Origin of the sequence: Pontibacter sp. HSC-36F09 (assembly GCF_024171605.1) — a bacterium.
Classification (GTDB): domain Bacteria; phylum Bacteroidota; class Bacteroidia; order Cytophagales; family Hymenobacteraceae; genus Pontibacter.
Genome location: NZ_JALKAA010000003.1, coordinates 279,086 through 304,382, shown reverse-complemented (window position 1 = coordinate 304,382; position 25,297 = coordinate 279,086). Strand labels below are relative to the sequence as shown.

Below are 25,297 nucleotides of genomic sequence, written 5' to 3'. Positions count from 1 at the left end.
AGAACAGTTTATTCAAAATATAGCCTGAACCGCATAAAAAAGGGGAAACCCGTCGAATTCGACGGGTTTCCCCTTTTTTATGCGGTTCGCGGTGATCTAGCGCCCTCTGCGGAAGCTGTATTTACGGACAGTAGGCAGGCTGTATATGAAGTTAATACTTGCGCTTACGTAAGCATCCTTGTCACCGGTAAAACCGCCAGCGCGCTGCAAATTATCTAAATAGTCTGTAGTCGTATAGTTTAAGGTAAGCTCCGGAGCAATGCTGAAATTACTCGTATAATTAAAGCGAATACCACCACCTACAGGTATAAAGGCTGCAATCCCTGAATTATCTTCCATAGTGGAGGAGGAGGCGCTGTAATAGAGCATGCCTACACCTGCTTTCAAATAAGGCACAGCCAAACGAAGCAGACCAGAGCTGCCATGTCCACGAGACGGCAGGTAGCTGTGCACGAGGTTGAAAACCACTGTGCCACTTGCTTCGGCAACGTGCGAATTAAATGGCACCTGCATACCTGGGCGGTCAAGCAAATTGGTATTAAAGCTCACGTAATTCAGGTTGGTTCGAATCCCTACACGGGGTGCTACCTGATACATCGCCCCTATACCTAAGTTAGGTCCAACCCCATTTTGCCGTAACATGCCTCCCATCCCATCATCCCAACCACTGGTTCGGTTGTCGCTGTTCATCACTGTAATGCCACCACTTGCCATCAATGAAAACTTATCTGACTTTTTGTAAAAACGCTGTGAAATACGTTTAGCCCTTGAGTTGGAAACTCCATCACGCTGTGCAAGGACTTCTTCAGCAGTGCTAAAAAAAAGACAGGCTATGGCTCCGAAAGTGAATAATATACGGTTCATATAATCGAAACAGCAATTGTGCTACTGTTTAGTTTGAGTAGATAATGATGCAAGTATACATATAACAAATTAAATATATGATAAAAATTTAATTGCACTGAATTTTCGCATTTTAGTCCATAACTATATATAAATTGTTTAATATGACTGCGTAAAATTTGGCTTTATTAACGCCATACACCCTGGAGCCGTATACCTGTTTCGAACCTCTTACCTATTACCATGGAAATAATTCACGACGAAGATGACACCCGTTTTTATATCACGCTCGATGGCGGCGAGGCCGAGCTCACGTACTCTATTACCAATCAGGGACAAATGGACTTTGACCATACCTATGTGCCCGAGCAACACCGGGGCCAGGGAATAGCCGACAGACTAGTAAAAGAAGGGCTGGATCACGCCCGTGCATGCAAATGCCAGATTGTACCCTCCTGCCCAGTCGTGGAAGCCTACGTGAAGCGCCATAAAGAATACGACGACATTGTGAATTGGGACTAGCTTATACCTACCGCTCCTTTTTTTGCGGTCTGAGCAATAACCAGATGATCAGGCCAACCGGCCAGACCATGAGCAAAACCATCAGGGCCACCAACAAGGGAGGCTTGCCCCGTCGCTGGGCATCGTTGTAAGACTAGATCACACTCCAGGCAATAAATATCAGCATTACTATACCTGTGATGATGCTGATGAGGCCCAGACCTGCCAGGAAGGACGAGTAACTCTGCTCCATAGTTTTTTTATTAACTATTTATAACGCAGGCCTTGGAGTGTGGTTAAAAAATGGCGCGGACAACCAAGCTTGTTTCTATCAACTAGGGTAGTGGCTCAGGCCCATAAACGCTGCTCTTATCACAAAGCATTCGGGTTGTTAGCTATCCAGCGTCGGCCGCCTAGTATTCGAGCCTCTGCCTGCGCTCGCCTACAGGCTCTTTCGGATTTATCAATCCGAAAACATACGCTGTGGGATTATCTAATCCCCGTATTCCCAAAGGTGGTACACGCGGGTCTGAAGACCTTCAACAGTTATACTTCGGATTGGTAAATCCGAAGTAGCAAAGAGGCAATCACTTCTGGCAAGGGAATTCTAAACATTTCCTTCTATCAAAGAGAGTCGGTTACCCGCCTAAGCCATACCCTCCAAAGAGTTTCCCGTACATGAGACATTAATTCTATTGAGTACCGGTCTGAGGCCAATTCGCAAACCAAACACTATGAAAGACACGCAGCAAAAACACCTGTGGTGGCAGGAAGGAGTTATTTACCAGATCTATCCACGTTCATACCAGGACAGCAACGGCGACGGCGTGGGCGACCTACAGGGCATCATCCAACGGCTCGACCACATCAAGTCACTGGGCATCAAAGCTATCTGGATCTCCCCGATCTTCTCCTCTCCCATGGCCGATTTTGGCTACGATATTTCTGATTACTGTGGCATACACCCGCTGTTCGGCACCATGGATAATTTTGATGAACTCCTGGAGGCCGTGCACGGCCGGGATATGAGACTGATCCTGGACCTGGTGCCCAACCATACCTCTGATGAGCACCCATGGTTCAAAGAGTCCCGCTCTTCCAAGGACAATCCGAAGCGCGACTGGTATATCTGGAAAGACGCTAATGAAGACGGCTCCGAGCCAAACAACTGGCTCAGCGTGTTTGGCGGAAGCGCCTGGGAATGGGATGAGCACACCAGGCAGTACTATTACCACGCTTTCCTGAAAGAGCAGCCCGACCTGAACTGGCGCAACCCCGAGGTGCAGGAGGCCATGCTGGATGTGATGCGCTTCTGGCTCGACAAAGGCGTGGACGGTTTCAGGGTGGACGTGATGTGGCACATGATCAAAGACGACCAGCTGCGCGATAACCCGGTGAACCCTAATTACAAAGCGCACCAGGCAACCTATGAAAAACTGATCCCGGCTTACTCCACTGACCAGCCTGAGGTACACGATATCGTGCACAAGATGCGCAAAGTGCTCGACAGTTACGACGAGCGCATGATGATCGGTGAAATATACCTGCCCATTCACAAACTGATGACCTACTACGGAACTGACAAGAACGGAGCTCACCTGCCTTTTAACTTCCTGCTACTCTCCATCGACTGGGATGCTACGGAAATCTCGTCTAACATCAATCAATACGAAGGCGCTCTGCCTGATGGCGGCTGGCCGAACTGGGTACTGGGTAATCACGACCAACCCCGTATCACGAGCCGGGTAGGTAAGGCTCAAGCCCGTGTGGCGGCCATGCTATTGCTGACATTGCGCGGAACTCCTACCATCTACTATGGAGATGAGATCGGGATGCGGGACGTACCTATACCTCCGGACGAAATTCAGGATCCGCAAGGGCTCAATATGCCCGGCCTTGACCTGAGCCGCGACCCGCAGCGCACCCCCATGCAGTGGGACAAGAGCGAAAACGCCGGTTTCAGCAACAGCAAGCCCTGGCTGCGCCTGCCTGAAGACTACCGCCGCGTGAACGTGAAGTCGCAGCTGGAAGATGAATTCTCGATCTACGCTCTTTACAAGCGCCTGATCAAACTGCGCCAGGATGAGCCCGCCCTGAACATCGGGGACTACAGGCCAGTGGTAGCCAGCGGTCCGCTTTTGGCCTACCTGCGCTATACCTCGGATGAGCGTTTCCTGATTCTGCTCAACCTGAGCCACAAACCTTGCCATTTCTCACCGGAGCATTTCAATTTCGAAGGCACCATCGAGATCGACACATTGCCGGAGCGTGAGGGCGGAACAGTCAGCAAGCACGTCAGTCTGAGCGGCGATGAAGGGATGGTCATCCGGCTAAAACAATCCTAAACAAGGTATAGCGACCTTCCTAAACTAACAGCAGATAAGGCGGCAAAGCCATGAGTAAGGGTTAAGCCCGATAAAGCAAAGGCATCCGAGAAGTAGCGGATGCCTTTGCTGATTGTGTTGTTGTAAGCTGATGTGCAGGAGTTACAATCGAACAGCTAATTATTACGTTTGTGTTGAATCAAGTTTCTTCAGACATGCAGGCAGGTCCACTCCTTTACCCAGCACGCCATTGAAAATATCATCCAGCTGGCGTATTCTATCCGGCATGTTCAAAATAGTAAAATCAGTTGGCCTCAGTCCCGGCTTTACCTCTTCCCAACGCAGTGGAGCCGAAACCGGCGCGCCTGCCCTAGGCCGGACGCTGTAAGGGGCAGCCACCGTCTGTGCAATGGCATTCTGCAGAAAATCCAGGTATATTTTCCCTTTACGTGACTTCGGGTTACGCTCCAGACTGGTCAGGGTGGGCAGCTGCTCGTGCACCATCCGGGCCACCACATGTGCGAACTGTTTGGCTTGCTCAAAGGTATACCTGGCTCCCAGCGGCACGTAGATATGCATGCCTGTGGCTCCCGATGTTTTAACAAAGGAGGCGGCCCCGGCCTTGTCCAGCAACTCTTTAGTTACCAGGGCGGTTTCCACTACTTCATCGTAGGGGTTTTCATCCGGGTCGAGGTCAATGACAAGGTAATCCGGGTTCTCCAGGTGGGCCAGCCGCGAGTTCCAGGGATTTAGCTGAATACAGCCCAGGTTATTCATATAGGCCAGCGTCGCCTTGTTGTCGCACACCAGGTAATCGACATCTTTCCCAGTGGACTCTGCATGCAGTGCCACAGTACGCACCCAGTCGGGCGTATGGTCGATGTCTTTCTGGTAAAAGCCCGGCTTTTCGGCCCCATTCGGATGCCGTAACAGCGACTGTGGCCGGTCTTGCAGGTATGGCAGCAGCACGTCGGCTATACCTTGGTAATAGGCTATCAGATCTCCTTTTGTAATGCCCTCCGCTGGCCAGTAAAATTTATCTAGGTTGCTGAAAGAAACGGTCTGCCCCGCAATTTCCAACTCTTCCCTGCTATCGTCTTTGCTACTTTTCTCAGGTGAGGATTTAGGTATTCTCTTGGCTGAGGTGAATTTTTTTTCAGTAGCCTTTTTAGCCGGTTTGGCTGGTTTGGTCACAGTAATATTACCCAGATGTTCCTCACTGTCATAGTCTTCTGTCACCGCCTCATCATCTTTCTTCTTCACCAAAAGCCAGGCTCCTTTCTGCCGCCCTTTCATTTTGATGAGGCTGAACTCACCCCGCAGTTTTTCCCCTTCCAGCACAAATTTGATACTGCCCTCTTGCAGACCACGCAACAGATACTCCTCCTCTTTTTCAGGTTCATCGGTTTCGGCGGCATGGTAGGTGCCTTCGTCCCAGATGGCCACACGGCCGGCGCCGTAGTTTCCTTCCGGTATTGTACCCTCAAAGGTGCGGTAAGAAAATGGATGGTCCTCCACTTCCATAGCCAGGCGTTTATCGGCCGGGTTAAGCGAGGGTCCTTTGGGAACAGCCCAGCTTTTCAGGACGCCTTCCATTTCCAGTCTGAAGTCGTAATGCAGGGTGGAAGCTTCGTGTCGCTGCACTACGAAGCGCAGTTTTCCTTTATGTTGTTGCTCCTTCCCGGCGGGCTCCGTCGTCTCACCGAAGTTCCGCTTCTGGTTATATTTCTCGAGACTCATAGCTGATCAGGAAATTTGTATTGAAACCATAGTAGCACCTACTTCTCCGTCACTGTCATCCAGGCGCTGGTAGTGCACACAGGTATGGCCGCAATTGTCAGGCAGATCAAAGTCTAGCCTGCGGGCAGCGGTGTCATCGTGTATTTTCATCAACCCGTAGCCAGGCGACTCTTTCCAAATTGTTTTCATCGTTTTATGAATAAAGACAAACATAAGGGTGCGCTACTAGCCTAAAACGTAAAGGCGTGGCATTCGTTTATGGCAACAAAAACCGTATAATCAGGCTTTACCAAAAGTCAACTGACCACTTTGAAACGCTTATGATCAATGAGATAAGTTTAATCATAACACGCGACCTGGATAAACTATATAAAGAGATTCAGGCATTTGAGCAGGAGGAAAATCTTTGGAAAGTAAAAGGCCATGTAACTAATCCTGCCGGAAACCTCTGCCTGCACCTTGTTGGTAACCTTAATACCTATATTGGAGCTATACTGGGCCAGAGTGGCTATGTGCGGAACAGGGATGCAGAATTTAGCCTTCGGAACATACCCAAAAAAGAATTGCTGGAACAAATCACCAAAGTGAAGCATACCGTTGCCCGAACGCTGGCGCACCTCACTCCAGAGCAGCTGCAAGAATCCTACCCAGAGCAGGTGCTCGGCTACGAAATGACTGTCAGTTTTTTCCTGCTACACCTCTGCGGTCATTTAAACTATCATTTGGGCCAGATCAACTACCTGCGGCGCATGCTGGAATAAAGTTGAATCAGGGGTTTAAAATAATAGTGATTTTTTAGTTCTGTAAATTATGAACTAATGAAACCAAGTATTACCTTTGTAACGTTTAATCTGTATAAGAGAAAGCAAAAGACATGACATTGAACAACGAACAAAGGCAACTGATTGAAGAATTTGGCATTTATCAGGAGAACAACGGCTTTCAGCCGGCTGTGGCTCGTGTGATGGGCTTACTGCTTGTATCAAATAAGGCGGAACTTACTTTCGAAGAAATCAGTGAGGCATTGAATATAAGTAAAAGTGCCACCAGCAACGCGCTTAATATGCTGCTTAACACAGGTCACATCGAGTACACGACCTTTTCTGGCGACCGCAAGCGCTATTTCCGCATCAAGTCTTCTAACTGGCGCGAATTCTTTGTCAAGAAGATGGAGGACCTGAGCTATCTCAACGGATTGCTGAAACGTGTGCTGGAGGTAAGAAAGCGCGACAACCCGGTCTATGACGCCAAGTTAAACGATTTTATCAGCTTTCTGGATTATATGAAAGACAGAATGCCTTCCCTGATTGATGAGTGGGAAAAATCCCGCAAATAATTTTTTATGCTTTTAGTTCATTTTATCCTGAACTTACTAGTTACATCTAAACACAATAAACCAACAACGTGAAAATCAAATATTTAGTAATCGGATTGGCCATGCTTTTCGTGAAGCCGGTGGCGGCGCAGGAGAAGCCCGATGTACGGACGCTGAGTCTGCAGGAGGCCATCACGTATGCGCTAGAGCATAACGAGGACATGCAAAAGGCTTCGTATGACCAACTGAGCGCCAAATACATGGTGAAAGAGGCGAAGAGCAATGGCTTGCCGCAGGTTAATGCCTTTGGTAACTTTAATATGTATCCGGCCATCCCGGTACAGGTGATCCCGAACGTGTTTGAGGGCAAGCCAGACGAGATGATTCCGGTGCAGTTCGGTACCAAATACAATGCCTCAGCAGGTATACAGTTGTCGCAATTGCTGTTCAACCAGTCTTATTTTGTAGGACTTAAGGCAGCCAAAAGCAGCGAGGACCTCTACCGCCTGCGCAAAGTCATGACAGAAGAAGAAGTCATGTACAACGTGAGCTCTTCTTATTTCCAGATTTTGCAAACAAAAGAGCAGTTCGAGATCATCAACGCCAACCTGGCCCGACTGGACCAATTAGGCAAGATCCTGCAGTTGCAGTACGAAAACGACCTGGCCCGCAAGGTAGATGTGAACCGCATCAAAGTAAACAAAACCAACCTCGAGACGCAGCTACAGACGCTGACCAGTGCGCTTGACCAGCAGATGAATGTTCTGAAGTTCTTTATGGGTATGCCACTGGAAGAAGGTATAGCCCTGACAGACGCTGCCATTACGCTCGATACAGGTGCTGCGGCATTTAACAGCAGCAAAGACCTGGTGCAGGGTCAAACGCAACTGGAGTTACTCAACAAGCAGACCGAACTGACAGATTTGCAAATGCAGAACATCAAGTCCGGTTACTACCCTACCTTGTCTGCTACCGGTACGCTCCAGTACAATGCCATGCGCAAGGAGTTTAACTTCTTTGACTCTAGTCAGCCCTGGTTTAGCACTGGTATTGTCGGTTTGCAGCTCAACATCCCGATCTTCGATGGCTTGAAAAAGCATTCCCAGATCAAGCAGACCGAATATACGCTCAAGTCGCTGGAGGCGGATCGCCAGAAACTGACCAAGAACCTGGAAGTGGCGCTTGAGAACTCGATCAGCCAGCTGCAGAACAGCTCATCGTCCATAGCGGCGCAGGAGCAGAATGTGGCCCTGGCCCAGGAGGTATACGACACCACCAACGACCTGTACAAAGAAGGCATCTCTCCGCTGACTGACCTACTGGAAGCTGAAGTGAGTCTGCGCGAAGCCAAAACAAATCTGAACAACGAAATGCTGAAGTACCAGCTGGCCCAACTTGGCTACCTGAAAGCTACCGGCGACCTAAACACATTAATTAAATAAGCATCACAAAGAACAAAATGAAAAAGCTGATTTATATCGTAGTCGTAATCGTGATTTTGGGCGCTATAGGCTTTAAGCTGATGAGCAACAAAGAGCAAATGGCTGCCAACGCCGCCGTAGCCTCCATCAAGAGCGATGCTATACCTGTCACCATTACCGAAGTAGCTTCCGCCAAACTCGACAAGTCTTTTACAGCGCAAGGCAACTTTGCTCCGATCCAGAGTCTGACATTACTGTCTGAAACACAAGGCCAGATCAAAAGCGTGCTCAAGCGCAAAGGCGACAAAGTGAAGGCAGGCGAACTGCTGGTGCAGGTAGAAAGCAACACCATGGCTGCCGACCTGGCTACAGCCCAAACCAATGCCGAAAAAGCCAAGCGTGACCTCGAGCGATTCGAGAACTTGGCTGCAGGAGATGCCATCACTAAGCGTCAGCTGGAAGATGCCCGCCTGAATGCAAAAGCTACGGAAGGCCAATTGGTAGCTGCCCGTCAGCGCCTGACCAAGACACGCATTACCGCTCCTATCAGCGGCGAGATCAATGAGATTTATGTAGAAGTAGGCTCATACTTGAATGCAGGTACGAAGCTGTACGACATTGTGAACGTAGACAAGCTGAAACTGCAAGTAAAAGCCTCTGAAAGCGAAGTACTGCTGATCAACAAAGGCGACAAAGTAAAAGTGAAAGCCGATGCTGGTTCAGGCCAGGAGTACGAAGGTATAGTAACGGCCATCGCCGCCCAGGCTGACCCTACCCTGAAGTTTGATGTGGAAGTGGAAGTAAAAAATGCCGCTAATAACAACCTGCGTGCCGGTATGTATGGCACCGCTTTCTTCGACGTAGCCGACCAGCGTGACGCCATGCTGTTGCCACGTGAAGCAATCGTAGGTAGCATCCAGAACCCGATTGTGTATGTGGTGAAAGACGGCCAGGCCAGCCAGCGCCCGGTACGTGTAGGCGTGGTAACGCAGGATCAGGTAGAAATACTGGATGGTGTGAAGCCAGGCGAGCAGGTAGTTCGCAGCGGCCAGATCAACCTGCGTGAAGGCATCAAAGTGACAGTGCTGAAATAATGGAATATGGCGCGAGCGTCTTCGCTCGTGACTAACTATAGCGTGGCCTTTGGTCCAGTCGATAGTTACAGGCGGCCAGAGGCCACACAATACCAAACACGAGCGAAGACGCTCGCGCTATTAAAGCATTAAGAACATTAAGAAATGAACATAACCAAAATATCGATACAGCGCTCAACCCTGGTGGTGGTGGTCTTCACGGTCCTCACACTGTTGGGTGTTGCGAGCTACCAGTCGCTTAACTACGAGCTTCTTCCGAAGTTCAACCCGCCGGTACTCACCATCTCCACTATTTACCCGGGTGCCTCCCCTAACGAGGTAGAGAACTCGGTGACCAAGGAGATCGAGGAAGCCCTGTCGTCACTCGAGAACGTGAAGACCATGCGCGGCACCTCTCTTGAGAGTTTCTCTATTATAGTGGTAGAGCTAAACCAGGGCACTAACGTGGACCTGGCCCTGCAGGATGCGCAGCGAAAGATCAACACCATCCTGGCCAATCTGCCGGATGATGCCGAGTCGCCTACGCTCAACAAGTTTGACCTCGACGACCTTCCGATCATCAAGATGGGGGCCACGGCCAACATGTCGCCGACAGAGTTCTACGACCTGATCGACAAGAAGATCAAGCCGGAACTGTCGCGCATACCAGGTATGGCTGCCATCAAAATTCTGGGTGGCCAGGAGCGTGAGATCAAAGTGAACATCGACGCCAACAAACTGGAAGCCTACAACCTCTCCATCCTACAGGTGCAGCAGAAAATCCGTAACTCCAACCTCGACTTTCCTACCGGAAAGATCAAGCAGGAAAGCGGACAGACGCAGATCCGTCTGGCAGGAAAGTTTGCATCGCTGGACCAGTTGCGTGGCCTGATCATCCGCGAAGACCAGAACGGCATTGTGCGCCTGTCAGACGTGGCCGAGGTACAGGACACGCAGAAAGACATTGAAGTACTGACCCGCGTGAACAGCAGCCCGTCCGTGGGTATCACGATACAGAAGCAGTCGGATGCCAACGCCGTGGAGGTGAGCCGTCTGACGAAGGAAGCCCTGGCTGACCTGGAGAAGACGTACGCTAACGTTGGTTTGAACTTCAACATCGCCAACGACTCATCAGACTTCACCCTGGAGGCTGCCGACTCGGTACTCCACGACCTGATGATCGCGATCATCCTGGTGGCAGTTGTGATGTTGCTGTTCCTGCACTCGTTCCGAAATGCGGTGATCGTAATGGTTTCTATACCTGCCTCTTTGGTGGCGACCTTTATTTTCATGTACCTATTCGGCTACTCGCTCAACTTGATGTCGCTGCTGGCACTCTCGCTTGTGGTGGGTATCTTGGTGGATGATGCCATTGTGGTGATCGAGAACATTCACCGCCACATGGAAATGGGTAAAAAGCCGGCACAGGCTGCATACGACGGTATCCGCGAGATCATGGCGACGGTTACGTCCATCACCCTGGTAATCTCGGTGGTGTTTATACCTATTGCCCTTTCATCAGGACTGGTATCAGACATTCTGCGTCAGTTTGCTGTAGTGGTAGCCGTATCGACGATGATCTCATTGTTCGTAGCCTTTACCTTGATTCCGCTGTTGGCCAGCCGTTTCTCACGCCTGGAGCATATCTCGGACAAGAACATTTTCGGACGCTTTATTCTGGCATTCGAGCGCTTCCTGGACAACATCATCGATGGCTTTACAGCAGCCCTGAAGTGGGCGTTTAATCACAAGTTCATTACATTGGCGGTAACGATCCTGTTGCTTGTCGCTTCTTTTGCGCTGGTGCCACTCGGCTTTATCGGTTCGGACTTTATACCTGCCGGTGACCGTGGCGAAGTGAGCTTACAGCTGGAGCTGCCTAAGAACTCCACTGTGGAGCAAACCAACTTTGCCACACGCCAGGTAGAGCAGTACTTAGAGGGTTTCCCGGAAGTATCGAAAGTATTTACCACCGTAGGTACCACTTCATCGGCGCAGCAGGGCCAGAACACGGCTTACAAAGCGGAGGTATCCGTTACGCTTGTGGACGTGAAGGAGCGTATCTTCAGCACCGACCAGTTCAGCCGTCAGGCTAAGGCCGACATCGAGAGCAAACTTCCGAACGTGGAAGTGACGCCGGTTCCGGTAGGTCTGGTAGGTAACTCACAGGCCCCTATCCAGCTGATCATTTCAGGTTCTAACCTGGACAGCGTGATGGCTTTCTCGCAGCAGGTAATGCGTGTGGTAGAAGGTGTGGCAGGTACGGCCGACGTAGAAATGTCGGTAGAAGGAGGTAACCCGGAAATTGAGGTAGTGGTGGACCGTGACAAGATGGCCAACGTAGGCCTGTCGCTGGAGAACGTGGGTGCGAGCATGCAGCTGGCCTTCAGCGGTAACTCCGACGTGACTTTCCGTTCCGGTACCGAAGACTACGACATCAACATACGACTGGACGAGTTTGACCGCCGCAGCGTGACCGATATCGCCAACCTATCCTTTGTGAACAACACGGGGCAGTTGGTGCGCCTTGGTCAGTTTGCCGACATACGCCAGTCAACTGGTCCGTCCCAGCTCGAGCGCTATAACCGCGTGACGTCCATTAACGTGAACTCACAGGTAATCGGTCGTCCGACAGGTACAGTGGGTGCCGACATCCAGGCGCTGATGGAAGAAGTGGACATGCCGGCTGGTGTGAGCATCGAGTATGGTGGTAACCTGAAAAACCAGAGCGAAGGCTTCGGTACGCTGGGTGTTGCCTTGCTGGCCTCTATCATCTTCGTGTACCTGATCATGGTGGCCCTGTACGACTCGTACGTGTACCCGCTGGTGGTTCTGTTCTCTATACCGTTGGCGATCATTGGTGCCTTGCTGGCCCTGGCGCTGGCACAGCAGTCGCTGAGCATCTTCTCGATCCTGGGTATTATCATGATGATCGGTCTGGTAGCCAAGAACGCCATTATGGTAGTAGACTTTACCAACAAGCTCAAAGACGAGGGTGTGGAAGTGAAGGAAGCCCTAACCGAAGCAGTAAGAATCCGTTTCCGCCCGATCCTGATGACGACGCTGGCGATGGTGATCGGTATGCTGCCGATTGCGCTCGCGGGTGGCTCCGTGGCCGCGACTAAAAACGGCCTGGCCTGGGCACTGATCGGTGGTCTGAGTTCATCCATGTTCCTGACTCTGATCGTAGTGCCGATCATCTACTACGGCTTCGACCGCATCCTCGCTAAGTTTGGCTGGGACAAGAAAACGGTAATTGTGCTGGAAGAGAAATCGCTGGAAGAACTGGAGCACGAAACCAGAGAGCTCGAAGAAAAGAAAATGGCACACGAGTTTGCACACTAAGATCTTAATGTCACTCCCCTCTCCTCCTGTCAGTTAAAGTGACAGGAGGAGATCAGGGGAATACGAGGTTCCAAACTACCCTTTATGATGATGCATATGGCAGATCCCAGAACTACCCTCTACAAAGAGGTAATTAGCCTGGTTAGCAGGTTAAAAGCAATCGCCCCCCATAAACTTTCCGGCCCCAAAGGACTTTGGGAAAATGGAATGGATATAGTTGATGTAGTAGATATTATTTTGGCTGTAGAGAAAAAGTACAGCGTCGTTATTCCGGACGAAATTCCGGTATACTCAATTGACGATCTGGTGAACTACCTTCAGCTAAGCAAAGCAAGTTAGACAAGCAAATTCCCTAATTGACTCATTAAAAAAGGTGCAGGACTTTAACCTGCACCTTTTTTAATGGCGCAACAGTTGCGGGCAATGCCCGGGCACTGCATACACAAACAGTATGATTCCTCTTTATACCTGGTAACGGTCGTACTTTTGGTAGCGATCGTACTTCCGGTCGCTTCGCTCCTCTTTGCCATACATGTAGTACAACAGGTAGCCTACTGCATAAATCGCCAGTACCGTCAAGATGATAAATATCTCCATAACCCCATGCTTTTTTATCCGAGTTTCCTTATATACGAAAGTTAATAGGTTCTGACTAATTTTCAATTATTTACGAAAAAATCTTCAAAAAAAATTAATAATAGCTGCCTAGTTTAAGAATCTAAACTGATTTGTGGCTGATGGAGGTATAAACTTATAAAATTATTAGTAAATATATACCTTTTTTTATTTAAAAACCCAACCTTTATAAGTAAACAAAGTTATAATATAAATATTACACCTACTAATGTGCCACTATTTTACTTACCCACCCACCTGAACGACAGTTATACTTACACTAAACTGGAACTGAAACGCTATGCAGCCGAGAACACAAGGAAAGCTATACCTGACAAGTCCCGCCTTTTCGCAGGGGGAGCGGATACCGACCCGCTATACCTGTGACGGCGAGAACATCAGTCCGCCGCTTGAAATCAGAAACCTGCCTAAGTATACGGAGAGTGTGGTAGTGATTGTCGAAGACCCTGATGCGCCGCGGGGCATCTGGACGCACTGGCTGGTATGGAACATACCTCCCACCAACCTGATTGAAGAAGGCGATGTGCCCGGTATACAGGGCACCAACGATTTTGGAAGGCTCCACTACGGCGGCCCCTGCCCGCCACAGGGTTTGCACCATTACTACTTCAGGATTTACGCCCTCGACGTGATGCTCAACATCAAAGAAGGCACCGGCCGCCAGGCCCTGCTCCGCGTGCTGGGTCCGCACGTACTGGCGATGGGCGAACTGATGGGCGTGTACAGTCGCTACAACGTGATGATGGCCTAAGGAAAAAATCTACTGATTTTGTGAGAGGTCCGGGTGCCATTGCCTGTTGTGGTTAGCGTGTGTGTGCAGGTAAGCACCGGGCTGGTAAAACTTGTCGTAAAATTCCAGATCGAGGTGATGCGCCTGCAGATAAGTGCAGATGAAAACCGACGGCACGGTGCCTGGAAATTTGCCAAATGTATCATACACATACTGTGCCTGTAGCGCCACACATTCCCTGAACGCTTCATCGTGTACCTGCGCAGCTTGCCTCACTCCTGCCGAATCTTTCCACGGACCCGGAGTCGCCGGGTGATAGGGCCCCCCTTTGCCGAATTTACGATCACAAACTGCATCCACAGCAGCGCGCATATCAGCATAGTGTGGCGGACAGTGCGCTTCCATCACCCCGTCCAGCCCGGTTGGGTTTGGGTAGGGCCACCGGTCATCGGTGTCGTAACGGAAACCAAGTCCATCTACTCCCGCTACGCCACTTGCTCCCAACACACTGATTGGATCGATGCCATCATACAGCCAGCCGCCGAGCCCCATGGCCTGCAGCATCAGCGTCCCCGCGTAGCAGGAAGTCGACATCTCTACTGAAACCTCAGCCAGCGAAAGCTGTTCGACAAACGTGATCGGCCACGTGCTATCCGGATCGGCCAGCGCTTTGAAACGGTCTATACCTGGAATCTGCCGTTTGTTGATGTCGTCGTACAGTACGAGTCCGTTCTGAAGCATATAACAAAGGCCCAGCAGCATATGTTGCGCCAGATCTGCCACCGGAATGACGAGTAGTGTGCCGGGCTTGTTACTCACCCAGGTATTATGTGCTTCTACAAAGGGCACCTCAGATGGTAATTTCAAGCGGCCGTCCTGTAATTTGGTGATATGGCTACGCATTGCTTGCACCACATCATCGAGTTCCAGCGAACTATCCTTTTTGCGATCAGCGGAGGCAGGAGCATCGCGGTTGTTGACCACATACACACCAGTGTCATCTGTGAAAAAGGTCATGGAAGTATGAAAGCCCGCTGCAGATGGAAAAATACGTCCCCCGGCGGCGGCGGCGTAGTTCGAGAGGTAGGGAGCATAACGCTGAGCGCGGTAGATCATATTGTGCCAACCCGTATTGCCGGCGCAGGCAGTCACCACGAGAAGCTTCTCCAGTTCTGAGAGCGGCATGGGTTCATGCCTCGATCTGTAGGCAAATACCCCGTCCGGAATCTCTGCACCTCTGAAAAAGCGGCGCGACCTACGCCCCAACAAGGCCTCCACTAATCCAAAACTTAACATATCCTCAAACCCGGGGGGTATAGCTGAACCTGCCATAAAGAATGCAATAAAGTAAGCCTTATCTAGTGTACTCTAATTTTATTTAGTAGTTTGTCTATTAGTCAGTTACAACATAACCTTCACTAAATATTTCAACTTGCGCCCGCTAGGGATCTCAGCGTAAACCAAGGCAGTAATTTTATTCCACGGCAACCCTGGATTTTCGCAACAACTGCCATTAGTAAAAAATTCTATCCTTGTTAGCAATCCTGCGTAAAGTCAAAAAATAAATACCAGACTTATCGCATCAGCTAAACATATCGGACAGATCATTGCCAAAGTAATACTGTGGTTCCTCGCCATCGTAGTGGGGCTTTTATTGCTCATTATAATCGCGTTGCAAATCCCGAAAGTACAAAATTTTGCTGCGCAGAAAGGAGCCTCATACCTGGCCGGCATGCTCGACACTCGGGTGGAGATCGGGCGTTTTAAGACAGACTGGCGCAATGCCATTGTGCTGGAGAATGTGTACATGGAAGACCAGCAGCAGGACACGCTCTGGTATAGCCAACGCCTCGGGCTCGACCTCAAGGTATGGTCGCTGTTGAGCGGCAAAATCAACATCAGTAAAATAGACCTGCAGCAGGCCACCCTCAACCTGCACATACGCCCTGACTCCACGTCCAACTTCGACTTCCTGATGGACGCCTTCGCCACCGATACCACGGCAGCCCAGCCTGCCGACTCGACCGGTGCCATGCAGCTGGACCTGGGCCTGATCAACCTCGAGAACGTGTACGTCAACTTCAACGACGAAGCAGGCGGCAATCACATTCGGGCAAGGGTAGGACAGCTCACCACCACCATGGAAGAGCTGAACCTGGAAGAAGAGATCTACCGCCTGGATGAAATAGAGCTTCGCAACACAGGTATAAACTATGTGCAGACCAAACTACCTCCTGAAACAGAGCCTGAGCCTATAACTTTTGAATTTGACATGAGCAGCGTGGAAGTGGAAAACTTCGCCCTGAACTACGTCAGTATTCCGGCTGACCAGCGCATTGAACTGAAGCTGGGCAAATCGGAACTGGCCGTGGAAGACATCGACCTGCCCAATGCCCGCATCGACTTGCGTAGCTTCGACCTGCACGACTCCAAAGTGCTGTATGTGCAGAAGAAAATGGTGCCAACTGACTCGCTGGCTGTGAACCCGGCCGAGACGGTGCGCAATCTGGACGAATCAGTAGAAAAGACGCAGGGCCAGCCGGTGAAGTGGGTCCTGAACCTGGGTAAGCTGAACGTGAGCGGGCTGGAAGCAGGTATGGAGAATGCCGACGCGCCCCGACAGGCTCGCGGGATGGACTACAACCACCTACGCTTCACTAATATCGAAATGAACGCCGAAGATGTCAGGTATAGCCTGAACCAGATGGGCATGCAACTCAACCAGCTCAAGCTTGAGGAAAAGAGCGGCTTCCGGATTAACAATTTTCAATCTGATATTACGCTCGACTCTACGCACGCCAGACTGGCCAACCTTGATCTGCAGACAGGCAACAGTCGCATTGGCAAAGACCTGGCATTAAACTATACCTCCTGGGCCGACCTGACCGATAATCTGGATGCCGTTCAGTTGGACCTCGACATTGACAACAGTCGCATCAGCATGCAGGATGTGCTGCTTTTTGCGCCTGACCTCGCCGAGAATCCTTCGTTCCGCAAAATCGCCAAATCCACCATTCGACTCGACGGACGCGCGCAGGGTCCACTGGACAATATCAGTATACAGCAGTTGCAGGTGGCCGGTCTACAGGGTACAGCCGTGAACGTGAGTGGCAACGTGCGCAATGCAATGGACCCGGATCGCCTGGCCATGAACCTCAACATCAACCGCCTGGCCACCACCCGCACCGACATCCTGGCATTGGCCCCACCTGGCACGATTCCGCCTGAGATCAGGATTCCAAATAACCTGAGCATGACGGGCAGGTATAGCGGCACGCTGACCAACTTCGATCTGAACGCAGCGATCAAAAGTTCCTTTGGCAACCTGAATGCCGTCGTGGATATGGACGAGGGACCAACCGGAGCCGAGCCTTTCCGGGCGACCGTCAAAACCGCGGGCTTTGATCTGAAGCAGCTATTTACAGAAGACTATGGTGTAGGGCGTGTCGCTTTTGAGGCAACAGCCCGTGGTACCGGCTTAAGTCCCGAAACCATGCGCGCGGATGTGAAGGCCCACATCAAAGAGGCCAATTACAACAATTACGCCTATAACAATGTGGACGTGGACGCCCGCATCAATCGCAACCTGTACCAGGTAGCCGCCCGCGCCCGCGACGAGAACCTGAACTTCGACCTGAAAGGCGACTTTAATATGCGCAATGCCCAGCGGGGGGAGTACGTGTTTGACCTGGACCTGAAAGGCGTCGACCTGAAGGCACTCAATTTTTATAAAGAGGAGCTCGGCGTGCGGGGGCAGCTGCGGGGTCGCTTTGCCGGCAAGGATGCCAACGATATCAGCGGCACACTGGAGGGCGACAATGTACGCGTGCGTCTGCAAGGGGTCTCCTACCCCATCGACTCGCTGCAGCTGACCCTGAAGCAGAAAATGCCAGGTGCTGCCATCGAACTTAATTCCAGCATACTCAACGCCGACATGCGGTTTGCCAATGATCTGGGTGAGCTTCCTACCGCCCTGGCTAAACACTTCTCTGCGTACTTCGACTTGCAACCTGATCCGCCCTACCCGGCCAACGTCAACCTGGGCAGTTTTGAGGCTACGATGCTCGTTCGCCGTCCGGACATCATCGCCTCCTTTGTGCCTGATCTGGAAGAACTACAGGTAAATGGTCCGATCACGGCTTCCTACAACGGAGAGACGCAGGCATTTGCCATGGACGCGAACGTGAGCAAACTGACCTATACCGAATATAACATACAGGATATGACACTACAGGTACGCGGCAACCGCGAGCAGATGGGTTACAATCTGGGTGTCCGTGAGATCCGTTCCCCTTCCCTGTTGCTCAACAATGTGAGCCTGAACGGGGCAGCCCGCGACAATGATATGAGCGTGCGACTGGCCATGGCTGACGCAGACAGCGCGGAGCAGTTTGTAATTGGCGGTGTGCTCAATAGCTTGGGGCCGGGTTATCGTTTTGCCTTTAATCCAGAGCAGCTTGTCATCAATGGGGAGCCTTGGTCGGTACCGCAGGACAACTACCTGCAGTTCGATACCAACCTGCTTTATGCACAGAACATCCGACTGGAGCGAAACGGAAACTATATACTGCTCAACAGCACGGGCCCGGTTAAACCGAATGCACCGCTGCAGGTAGAGTTCGGCAACTTTGAGATCGGTCATATCATGACGTCGTTTCAGCAGCAGGACAGCGTGATGACGGGTGTATTGAACGGTACCGCCATGCTGACGGATCTGCTGGCCGGCAATCCGGCCTTTACCGCAGACCTTACCCTGACTGACTTCGCCTACACAGGTATACCGATCGGCGATATTGCCCTGAAAGCCAACACAGCGGGCCCTAATCGCTACAACCTGAACCTGGGGCTGACCGGCAATGGCAACGAAGTGCTGGTAAGTGGTACTTACGAACTGAAGCCTGAAACGAGCCTGCTCAACCTGGATGCTAACATTGCCAACCTGAACCTGGCCTCGTTCGGCGGTTTCACCCAAGGTATGGTAGACAGACTGGCCGGAAGCGCCAATGGCAAGCTGCGCATCACAGGCACACTGGCACAGCCCGCTATCCGGGGTGGTCTTGATTTTAACCAGGCGCAGTTTAACCTGACCATGCTCAACTCGCTCTATACCTTACAGAACGAGCGGCTGGAGTTCACGGAGAAAGGCATCAGCATGCGCGACTTCACCCTGACTGACACGCTGGGCAACACGCTCGACATCAACGGCAATATCCTGACGCAGAACTACACGGACTATACCTTCGACCTGCGCGCGCGTTCGGACCGCTTCCTGGCCATGAACTCCACCGCCAACGACAACGACCTGTTTTATGGAAATGTGCAGATGGCGATGAAAGCCAGTATAACGGGCAATATGATGGCGCCGAACATTGAAGTATTCGTGACGGTGCTCGATGGCTCCACATTCACCACCGTGATCCCGGCCGAAGGGGTGGCCGCCGCCGAGCGCGAAGGGGTGGTCGAATTTGTCACGCTCAACGACTCTCTCAACGCCATTCTCGCAAGAGTGGTGGAGGAAAACACGACCGCCGGTTTTATGGGTGCCAACGTCGATGCGCAGATCAACGTAACCGATGCCACCACCGTGACCATTGTGATAGATCCGACCACGGGGGATAACCTGGTCGTGCGCGGCAATGCGTCTCCCCTCTACATCGGCATCACGCCAAGCGGACAGATCAGCATGAGCGGTCGCTATGAGATTACGGAAGGTATGTACAGCATGGACTTTTATGACCTGGTGTCACGCAAACTCGAGATCGCGAAAGGCAGCTACATCAACTGGACCGGTGACCCGATGCAGGCCAACATGCAGATCTCAGCCATTTACCGAATTGATGCGGCTCCTATGGAACTGGTGTCTAATCAGTTGGACGTAGATGCCGGCCAGCTCAACCGTTATCGTACGCAGTTGCCTTTCGAGGTGTATGTTAATTTGAACGGAGAGTTGCTCAAACCAGAGATCGGATTTGACATTCAGCTGGAAGAGCAGCGGCGGGGGGCTTTGGATGGTACTGTGGAAGCCCGCCTGGGTGCCTTGCGCCAGAGTGATTCTGAACTCAATAAACAGGTTTTCTCACTTCTGGTATTGGGCCGTTTCATGGCAGAGGACCCGCTGTCGAGCTCTGGTGGTGGCGGACTGGGCTCTACTGCCCGCAATAGCTTAAGCCAGGTCATGACAGACCAACTCAATCAGTTGACGAACCGCTATGCCGGCGGACTCGGACTGGAACTGGGCGTAAGCTCTTATGAAGATTACTCCTCCGGTTCAGCCGAGGGACGCACCGACCTGAACGTGGCCTTGCGCCAGCAGTTTCTGAATGACCGCCTGACGGTACGTGTTGGTGCTGACGTTGGACTGGAAGGACAGAGTGAACAACAGCGCAACATGAGCGGTTTCGGCGGAGACGTGTCGGTGGAGTACTCGCTTACAAAAGACGGCAGGCTGCGAGTGCGAGCCTTCCAGCGCAACCAGTACGAGGGCTTCCTAGAGGGTGATGTGCGGGCCACCGGCGTGGGCCTGATCTTTGTGCGCGATTATGACAACTTCTCTGACCTTTTCCGAAGCCTGGAGAGCAGAGGGGCACGCAGAGAAGAACGTCGCCTGGAGGAGGCCATTAAGTTTAACCAGCGGGAGAAGCGAAAGGAAGAGCTGGAAGCTGAAGAGAAAGTAGAAGAAGTCGTAAAAGAAGAACAAGAATAAGTCCCCTATGACCACAGCCTTACGCTATACCTTGATTGCTTTATGTCTGGCACTGAGTTGGCTACTGCCCGGTTGCAGCAGCACGAAAACCGTACCGAAGGGTGATGCCCTGTTTGCCGGATTTGAGGTGAAGGTGAACGACGAGAAGGACAGCAGCAAGCGTGGCCCCGAATTGGAAACCGAACTGAGCAACACGGTTCGCCCGAAGCCCAACGCCTCGATCCTCGGTATGCGCCCCAAGCTCTGGATCCACAACGCATTTTACACAGAGAAAGACAAAGGCCTGAAACACTGGATACAGACTAAACTGGGCGAGCCACCTGTGCTGCTATCGGAAGTGGATACTGCCAGCATCAACGAAGTGATGCGCGCCCGCCTGCACAACCGGGGCTACTTTTACAATACCGTGCAGAGCGATACCACCATCAAAAAGAAAAAAGCTACCATTGCCTGGGAGGCTACAGTGCATGAGCCTTACCGCATACGGAATATGGCCTATACCCTCAGCGACTCGTTGCCCCTACATGCAGAGATCAGGCAGTTACAGGCCAACTCACTGATCAAGCCAGAAGAGCCCTACGACCTGGATAAAATGATCCTGGAAAGGACCCGGATAGACCAGGCACTCAAAAACCGAGGCTACTTCTTCTTTGCTCCCAATATGCTCATTTTCAGCGCTGATACCACGGTGGGTAACAAAGGCGTGGATGTAGTGCTACGACTCAAAAACGACATGCCGGCACCCGCCCTGCGCTCCTATAAGATTGACGACATCTTCATCAACGCAAACTTCGTTCTGAACGACAGCCTGTCCGTGAGCGATACGCTACGCTTTGAAGGTTACAACTACATTCCCAGCGAAAATTATGTGCGGGCAAAGCATATTGTGCCGGGCCTCTTTGTAGCGAAGGACAGTTTGTACAGCCGGCGCAACCACCTGCTGACGGTGAGCAGGCTGTCGGGTCTGAGTGCCTACAAGTTCGTGAACCTCCAGTACGAGCGCGATACCCTGAAAGAGGACCGGCTGGACGCCTTTATCTTCATGACGCCCGACATGAAAAAATCGCTCCGGGCGGAAGCACAGATGGTGAGTAAATCCAATAACCTGGCCGGGCCCGGTGTTTCCGTATCGTTCCGAAACCGAAATGCTTTCAAAGGATCAGAGATGCTCACCGTAAATTTTACAGGGCGGTTCGAGAACCAGGTCGGGGGCCAGCGGGTCGTCAGCAGCGGCGAGTCGCCCGATGAGAATCCGGTCGGGCTTAGCTCCTACGAGCTTGGGGTACAAACCAGCCTCACCTTCCCAAGGCTGGTAGCACCCTTTAACCTGCCCAACTTACGCTCTGCCTTTGTGCCCAATACGCGTATTACGCTGGGCTACAATTTCCTGAACCGGGTACAGTTCTTTCAGATGAACTCCTTTAACGCCTCCTATGGGTACAACTGGCGCCCAAAGCAAACGATCACACACGAATTCACCCCCATCAACCTGCAGTATGTGCGCCTTGGCAAACAGACAGACGAGTTTATGGATATTCTTGAGGAGAACCCATTTTTAAGAAGTAGTTTTGAGGAGCAATTTATCATCGGATCCATCTACCAGCATACCTTCAGTACGCTGAGTCTGGAGAATAAAACGCACCAGTTTTTCAATGCTACCACCCTCGATGTGTCGGGCAACCTGGTGAGTGCGGTGCAGTCGCTGCTGGGCAGTGACAAGCGCGACGATTCCTCTGAGCCGCCTATTCCACCGCGCACCATCTTCGGGCAGCCGTACTCGCAGTACACGCGCCTCGAAAACGACTTCCGCTACTACTTCAACTTTTCAAAAACAAGCCAGTTGGCGACGCGCCTGATCGCAGGGGTGGGCTACCCCTATGGCAACTCCCTGACCATGCCTTATGTGAAACAGTTTTCGATTGGAGGGCCGAACAGCATCAGGGCCTTTCGCGCGCGCAGCATCGGGCCGGGTAGCTACAACGTGCCGGACTCCCTCGCCTTCTCCTTTTTTGACCAGGTAGGTGATATTAAACTGGAGGCGAATGCAGAGTACCGTTTCCCGATATTCGGATTTTTCAGGGGAGCTGTCTTTGTGGATGCCGGTAACATCTGGCTGATCAACGAAACTTACAACAGCGATGGGCTGCTGGATAAACCTAAGTTCAAGGCAGGCAACCTGTTCAAAGAGCTGGCAGTAGGCACTGGATTTGGCCTGCGGGTAGACATTGAGTTCTTCGTGATCCGCTTCGACCTGGGTATACCTGTGCGCGTGCCTTACCTGCCCGAAGGCGACCGCTTCGTTCTCGACGACTTTAAATTCAGGTTCAAGCCTGAACCAGGCAAGCAAGGCATGGTGCTCAACATTGCCATCGGCTATCCTTTCTAAAGCAGGCATCAGGTATAGCAGGCAGGTATAGCAACAGTATAAAGCGGCTATACCTTATACCTCATACCTGCGCTACAATATCTCAAGCACTTTTTCAGGCGGGCGGCCGATGGCTGCTTTGTCGCCTTTGACAACAATCGGGCGCTCGATCAGGATGGGATTATCAGCCATGATCTGCAACCACTCTTCGTCGGTAAAGCTTTTAGCAGCAAAATTCTCCCTGTATACCTGCTCGCCTTTGCGCAGCACCTGTTCGGGTTGCAGGCCCAGTTTGTGGAGCACGGCTTTCAGTTGTTCAGCAGAGGGCGTATCTTTCAGGTATTCCACTACCTGCAGCTCCACTCCTTTTTCACGCAGCAACTCCAGTGTCTGGCGGCTTTTGCTGCATTTGTTATTGTGGTAGATCGTAACCATTTCTAAAATTTAATTTACTCAAAGATACGAAAAAGCCTCCGATAGGCTGAGGGTGTAACTTCATCGCCATTTCGCTAAAAAGCTTACCTTTGCAGAAGGATCGCCCGCCAGGGGTGCCTGATTTATAAAACAATTGTAATTAACACTTCGATTTCCTGATAAACCATTATGAAAAAGACAACATTATTTGCAGCGCTGGTAGGCATGTTTGCATTCGCTTCCTGTTCATCTGATAGCGGCCAGCACCAGGCAGACGCCACCGAGGAACACGACCACGAGCAACATGACGGCATGGAAAACGGTGACAACCTACCGACAGCCGGCACCGTGGTTGTAGAAACGCCTACCTTTGATTCGGTGGCAGAACCCATGAAAGCTAATTTATCGCAGCTGTTGGACGAGTACATCGCCCTGAAAGATGCCATGGTAGAGTCTGACCCCGAAACAGCAAAGGAGGCTGCCAATACCATACTTAACTCAGCGAACGCGATGCCGGTTGCCTCCCTGCAGGTACCGGAGCAGAAATCGTTTGCAGAAGAACAGGTTGAAAAAGTACGCCAATCTGCCGCAGCCATTGCCGCTACCAACGACCTGGGCGAGCAGCGCAACCAGTTGGAGGACCTGTCAGAAGCTGTGTTCTCACTGACCAAAGCATTTGGCGCCACAGATCAGAAAGTATACTACCAACACTGCCCGATGGCAAACAACAACCAGGGCGCCTACTGGGTGAGCACAAATTCCGAAATCCGTAACCCCTACTTTGGAAGCAGTATGCTCAAGTGTGGCAGCAACGAGGAAGTTATCAATTAATTGAGTGATTGAGTGAATTTAAAAATGGGTTATGGACTTAGCCCAAACCAATAATTAAAAAGAGCTGATCAAATATTTGATCAGCTCTTTTTAATTATTGGCTTTCTCATAATTTATCACAACTACACAATCTCTCATTCACAAACTCTAAATCAAAAACATTCAACCACTCAATCACTCATTCACCAACCCACTCAATCTATAAATAGCAATCTATCCAATCCAGTACGACATGTATGAGCAGGCCCAGGCCGATCAGCCGGGTTTTAGGGATGAGCGCCAGGATGGCATAAATTGGCACAATCCAGTATCGGTGTAATAGGTGAAACCCAATACTGCACCTGTCCTGGTCGATGATGGGAGTTACCAGCAAATGGTCAAAATCAATCAGCCAGCCTGCCAGCATCATAAGCGAAGCAAAACGGAGTTGATCTCTATAGAACAGCACCGCTACCAGTACGGGCACTGTCATATGCAGGATAATATGGATCGCAAAGGATAAAGTCATACAGCAGGTACTGCATCCGCTAGGTATAGGTTACCTGCTAACCAAACATAAAAAAGCCCTCCGCTTTCATTTAGCGGGGGGCTTTTTCTATAGCTATGGGAATTAACTATTTCAAAGTATCTAAGAGCATACGTGATTTAACCCGAAGCGCAAACCATTCATAGGTATTTCTAAGTCGCTCAAAGTGTAAGCCTTCCACAATACCGTTCACGCTCGCTTCTTGCAGCGCTGAAGCCAGCACGGTGTTTTCTATCGGGAAGTTATCATAAACAAGGCCTTCTCTTATAAAAGAACATTCAACATTCTTTTCCCGGTCTTTCAATACAAGGGTGTTGCTGTGTCGGAGTGCTTTCTGGATTCTCTCAAGCTCTTTCATAGTCGTGAATTTGTGCAAATGATTATAACTTATTGGCAAGGTTATTACATGAACTATTCACAAAAAGTTCAGGAATATTTCATGTTATTACTGATTTTTTTCAAAAAAATTTAAAATCAGGCAAAAGCCATTGCCTGACACTCTTAGAGCTAAATAATCGAATGTGGAGCGG

Annotated in this window: 21 protein-coding genes; 13 read left to right on the top strand and 8 right to left on the bottom strand. The window is 51.0% G+C overall.

Translation table 11 applies throughout. From position 1 onward, the window contains the following. Positions 1–96: 96 nt before the first annotated feature. On the bottom strand, positions 97–864 hold the full coding sequence (locus tag L1278_RS11205; protein WP_253404054.1) for a hypothetical protein: 768 nt from the start codon (positions 862–864) through the stop codon (positions 97–99). 222 nt (positions 865–1,086) lie between these two features. On the opposite strand from L1278_RS11205, the gene L1278_RS11200 reads away from it, so the two are divergent. From L1278_RS11200 to L1278_RS11190, 3 genes are all read left to right on the top strand, one after another. Continuing rightward, positions 1,087–1,365, top strand: coding sequence for a GNAT family N-acetyltransferase (locus L1278_RS11200; RefSeq protein WP_253404052.1), 279 nt, complete (start codon positions 1,087–1,089; stop codon positions 1,363–1,365). Beyond that, a complete protein-coding gene (locus L1278_RS11195) occupies positions 1,356–1,496 on the top strand; it encodes a hypothetical protein (protein WP_253404050.1) in 141 nt (46 codons plus the stop codon). The genes L1278_RS11200 and L1278_RS11195 overlap by 10 nt, the downstream gene beginning before the upstream one ends. A gap of 582 nt (positions 1,497–2,078) precedes the next feature. Then, a complete protein-coding gene (locus L1278_RS11190) occupies positions 2,079–3,689 on the top strand; it encodes an alpha-amylase family glycosyl hydrolase (protein ID WP_253404048.1) in 1,611 nt (536 codons plus the stop codon). A gap of 162 nt (positions 3,690–3,851) precedes the next feature. Here the strand turns inward: L1278_RS11190 and ligD are convergent, their stop codons facing one another. Together ligD and L1278_RS11180 are read right to left on the bottom strand one after the other, a co-directional pair. Then, entirely contained in the window at positions 3,852–5,408 is a 1,557-nt protein-coding gene (ligD, locus tag L1278_RS11185) for a non-homologous end-joining DNA ligase (protein ID WP_253404039.1), read from the bottom strand. A 6-nt stretch (positions 5,409–5,414) separates the two neighbouring features. Beyond that, positions 5,415–5,597 (bottom strand): hypothetical protein, encoded by a 183-nt coding sequence (locus L1278_RS11180; protein WP_253404037.1) that lies wholly within the window; start codon positions 5,595–5,597, stop codon positions 5,415–5,417. Between the two features lie 131 nt (positions 5,598–5,728). Here L1278_RS11180 and L1278_RS11175 point away from each other — a divergent pair, with 131 nt between their 5' ends. The 6 genes from L1278_RS11175 (at position 5,729) to L1278_RS11150 (ending at position 12,901) form a co-directional block, all read left to right on the top strand. Further along, on the top strand, positions 5,729–6,169 hold the full coding sequence (locus L1278_RS11175; protein ID WP_253404035.1) for a DinB family protein: 441 nt from the start codon (positions 5,729–5,731) through the stop codon (positions 6,167–6,169). Between the two features lie 113 nt (positions 6,170–6,282). After that, positions 6,283–6,744, top strand: a complete 462-nt coding sequence (locus L1278_RS11170; protein ID WP_253404033.1) for a GbsR/MarR family transcriptional regulator — start codon at positions 6,283–6,285, stop codon at positions 6,742–6,744. Between the two features lie 68 nt (positions 6,745–6,812). Further along, entirely contained in the window at positions 6,813–8,165 is a 1,353-nt protein-coding gene (locus L1278_RS11165) for a TolC family protein (protein WP_253404025.1), read from the top strand. Between the two features lie 17 nt (positions 8,166–8,182). Further along, positions 8,183–9,238, top strand: coding sequence for an efflux RND transporter periplasmic adaptor subunit (locus L1278_RS11160; protein WP_253404023.1), 1,056 nt, complete (start codon positions 8,183–8,185; stop codon positions 9,236–9,238). Positions 9,239–9,382: 144 nt separating this feature from the next. Then, positions 9,383–12,562 (top strand): efflux RND transporter permease subunit, encoded by a 3,180-nt coding sequence (locus tag L1278_RS11155; protein ID WP_253404021.1) that lies wholly within the window; start codon positions 9,383–9,385, stop codon positions 12,560–12,562. A gap of 96 nt (positions 12,563–12,658) precedes the next feature. Further along, entirely contained in the window at positions 12,659–12,901 is a 243-nt protein-coding gene (locus L1278_RS11150; RefSeq protein WP_253404013.1) for an acyl carrier protein, read from the top strand. A gap of 123 nt (positions 12,902–13,024) precedes the next feature. On the opposite strand, the gene L1278_RS19510 is transcribed toward L1278_RS11150, so the two are convergent. Next, positions 13,025–13,159, bottom strand: coding sequence for a hypothetical protein (locus L1278_RS19510; protein ID WP_256488587.1), 135 nt, complete (start codon positions 13,157–13,159; stop codon positions 13,025–13,027). A gap of 319 nt (positions 13,160–13,478) precedes the next feature. Here L1278_RS19510 and L1278_RS11145 point away from each other — a divergent pair, with 319 nt between their 5' ends. Continuing rightward, on the top strand, positions 13,479–13,949 hold the full coding sequence (locus tag L1278_RS11145) for a YbhB/YbcL family Raf kinase inhibitor-like protein (protein ID WP_253404011.1): 471 nt from the start codon (positions 13,479–13,481) through the stop codon (positions 13,947–13,949). A 9-nt stretch (positions 13,950–13,958) separates the two neighbouring features. Here L1278_RS11145 and L1278_RS11140 read toward each other — a convergent pair whose 3' ends face one another. Continuing rightward, the gene (locus tag L1278_RS11140) at positions 13,959–15,224 is read right to left on the bottom strand and encodes a hypothetical protein (protein WP_253404009.1); all 1,266 of its coding nucleotides are present in this window, start codon (positions 15,222–15,224) and stop codon (positions 13,959–13,961) included. Between the two features lie 265 nt (positions 15,225–15,489). On the opposite strand from L1278_RS11140, the gene L1278_RS11135 reads away from it, so the two are divergent. Both L1278_RS11135 and L1278_RS11130 read left to right on the top strand, forming a co-directional pair. After that, a complete protein-coding gene (locus L1278_RS11135; RefSeq protein ID WP_371927353.1) occupies positions 15,490–20,631 on the top strand; it encodes a translocation/assembly module TamB domain-containing protein in 5,142 nt (1,713 codons plus the stop codon). 7 nt (positions 20,632–20,638) lie between these two features. Next, complete coding sequence (locus L1278_RS11130; RefSeq protein ID WP_253404005.1) at positions 20,639–23,017, top strand: BamA/TamA family outer membrane protein; 2,379 nt, start codon at positions 20,639–20,641, stop codon at positions 23,015–23,017. Positions 23,018–23,089: 72 nt separating this feature from the next. Here L1278_RS11130 and arsC read toward each other — a convergent pair whose 3' ends face one another. After that, positions 23,090–23,431: an arsenate reductase (glutaredoxin) gene (arsC, locus tag L1278_RS11125; RefSeq protein WP_253404003.1), complete on the bottom strand. Its 342-nt coding sequence runs from the start codon at positions 23,429–23,431 to the stop codon at positions 23,090–23,092. Between the two features lie 168 nt (positions 23,432–23,599). Between arsC and L1278_RS11120 the strand changes: the two genes are divergently transcribed. Next, entirely contained in the window at positions 23,600–24,241 is a 642-nt protein-coding gene (locus L1278_RS11120; protein ID WP_253404001.1) for a DUF3347 domain-containing protein, read from the top strand. A gap of 199 nt (positions 24,242–24,440) precedes the next feature. Here the strand turns inward: L1278_RS11120 and L1278_RS11115 are convergent, their stop codons facing one another. Together L1278_RS11115 and L1278_RS11110 are read right to left on the bottom strand one after the other, a co-directional pair. Further along, a complete protein-coding gene (locus tag L1278_RS11115) occupies positions 24,441–24,749 on the bottom strand; it encodes a DUF6122 family protein (protein WP_253403997.1) in 309 nt (102 codons plus the stop codon). A 106-nt stretch (positions 24,750–24,855) separates the two neighbouring features. Next, on the bottom strand, positions 24,856–25,125 hold the full coding sequence (locus L1278_RS11110; protein ID WP_253403995.1) for a hypothetical protein: 270 nt from the start codon (positions 25,123–25,125) through the stop codon (positions 24,856–24,858). Between the last annotated feature and the right edge of the window lie 172 nt (positions 25,126–25,297).

Bases quoted from the DNA above. Each gene is read 5' to 3' on its own strand.
- L1278_RS11205 (WP_253404054.1), bottom strand. From the start codon at position 864: ATGAACCGTATATTATTCACTTTCGGAGCCATAGCCTGTCTTTTTTTT.
- L1278_RS11200 (WP_253404052.1), top strand. From the start codon at position 1,087: ATGGAAATAATTCACGACGAAGATGACACCCGTTTTTATATCACGCTC.
- L1278_RS11190 (WP_253404048.1), top strand. From the start codon at position 2,079: ATGAAAGACACGCAGCAAAAACACCTGTGGTGGCAGGAAGGAGTTATT.
- ligD (WP_253404039.1), bottom strand. From the start codon at position 5,408: ATGAGTCTCGAGAAATATAACCAGAAGCGGAACTTCGGTGAGACGACG.
- L1278_RS11180 (WP_253404037.1), bottom strand. From the start codon at position 5,597: ATGAAAACAATTTGGAAAGAGTCGCCTGGCTACGGGTTGATGAAAATA.
- L1278_RS11175 (WP_253404035.1), top strand. From the start codon at position 5,729: ATGATCAATGAGATAAGTTTAATCATAACACGCGACCTGGATAAACTA.
- L1278_RS11170 (WP_253404033.1), top strand. From the start codon at position 6,283: ATGACATTGAACAACGAACAAAGGCAACTGATTGAAGAATTTGGCATT.
- L1278_RS11160 (WP_253404023.1), top strand. From the start codon at position 8,183: ATGAAAAAGCTGATTTATATCGTAGTCGTAATCGTGATTTTGGGCGCT.
- L1278_RS11155 (WP_253404021.1), top strand. From the start codon at position 9,383: ATGAACATAACCAAAATATCGATACAGCGCTCAACCCTGGTGGTGGTG.
- L1278_RS11150 (WP_253404013.1), top strand. From the start codon at position 12,659: ATGGCAGATCCCAGAACTACCCTCTACAAAGAGGTAATTAGCCTGGTT.
- L1278_RS19510 (WP_256488587.1), bottom strand. From the start codon at position 13,159: ATGGAGATATTTATCATCTTGACGGTACTGGCGATTTATGCAGTAGGC.
- L1278_RS11145 (WP_253404011.1), top strand. From the start codon at position 13,479: ATGCAGCCGAGAACACAAGGAAAGCTATACCTGACAAGTCCCGCCTTT.
- L1278_RS11140 (WP_253404009.1), bottom strand. From the start codon at position 15,224: ATGTTAAGTTTTGGATTAGTGGAGGCCTTGTTGGGGCGTAGGTCGCGC.
- L1278_RS11130 (WP_253404005.1), top strand. From the start codon at position 20,639: ATGACCACAGCCTTACGCTATACCTTGATTGCTTTATGTCTGGCACTG.
- arsC (WP_253404003.1), bottom strand. From the start codon at position 23,431: ATGGTTACGATCTACCACAATAACAAATGCAGCAAAAGCCGCCAGACA.
- L1278_RS11120 (WP_253404001.1), top strand. From the start codon at position 23,600: ATGAAAAAGACAACATTATTTGCAGCGCTGGTAGGCATGTTTGCATTC.
- L1278_RS11115 (WP_253403997.1), bottom strand. From the start codon at position 24,749: ATGACTTTATCCTTTGCGATCCATATTATCCTGCATATGACAGTGCCC.
- L1278_RS11110 (WP_253403995.1), bottom strand. From the start codon at position 25,125: ATGAAAGAGCTTGAGAGAATCCAGAAAGCACTCCGACACAGCAACACC.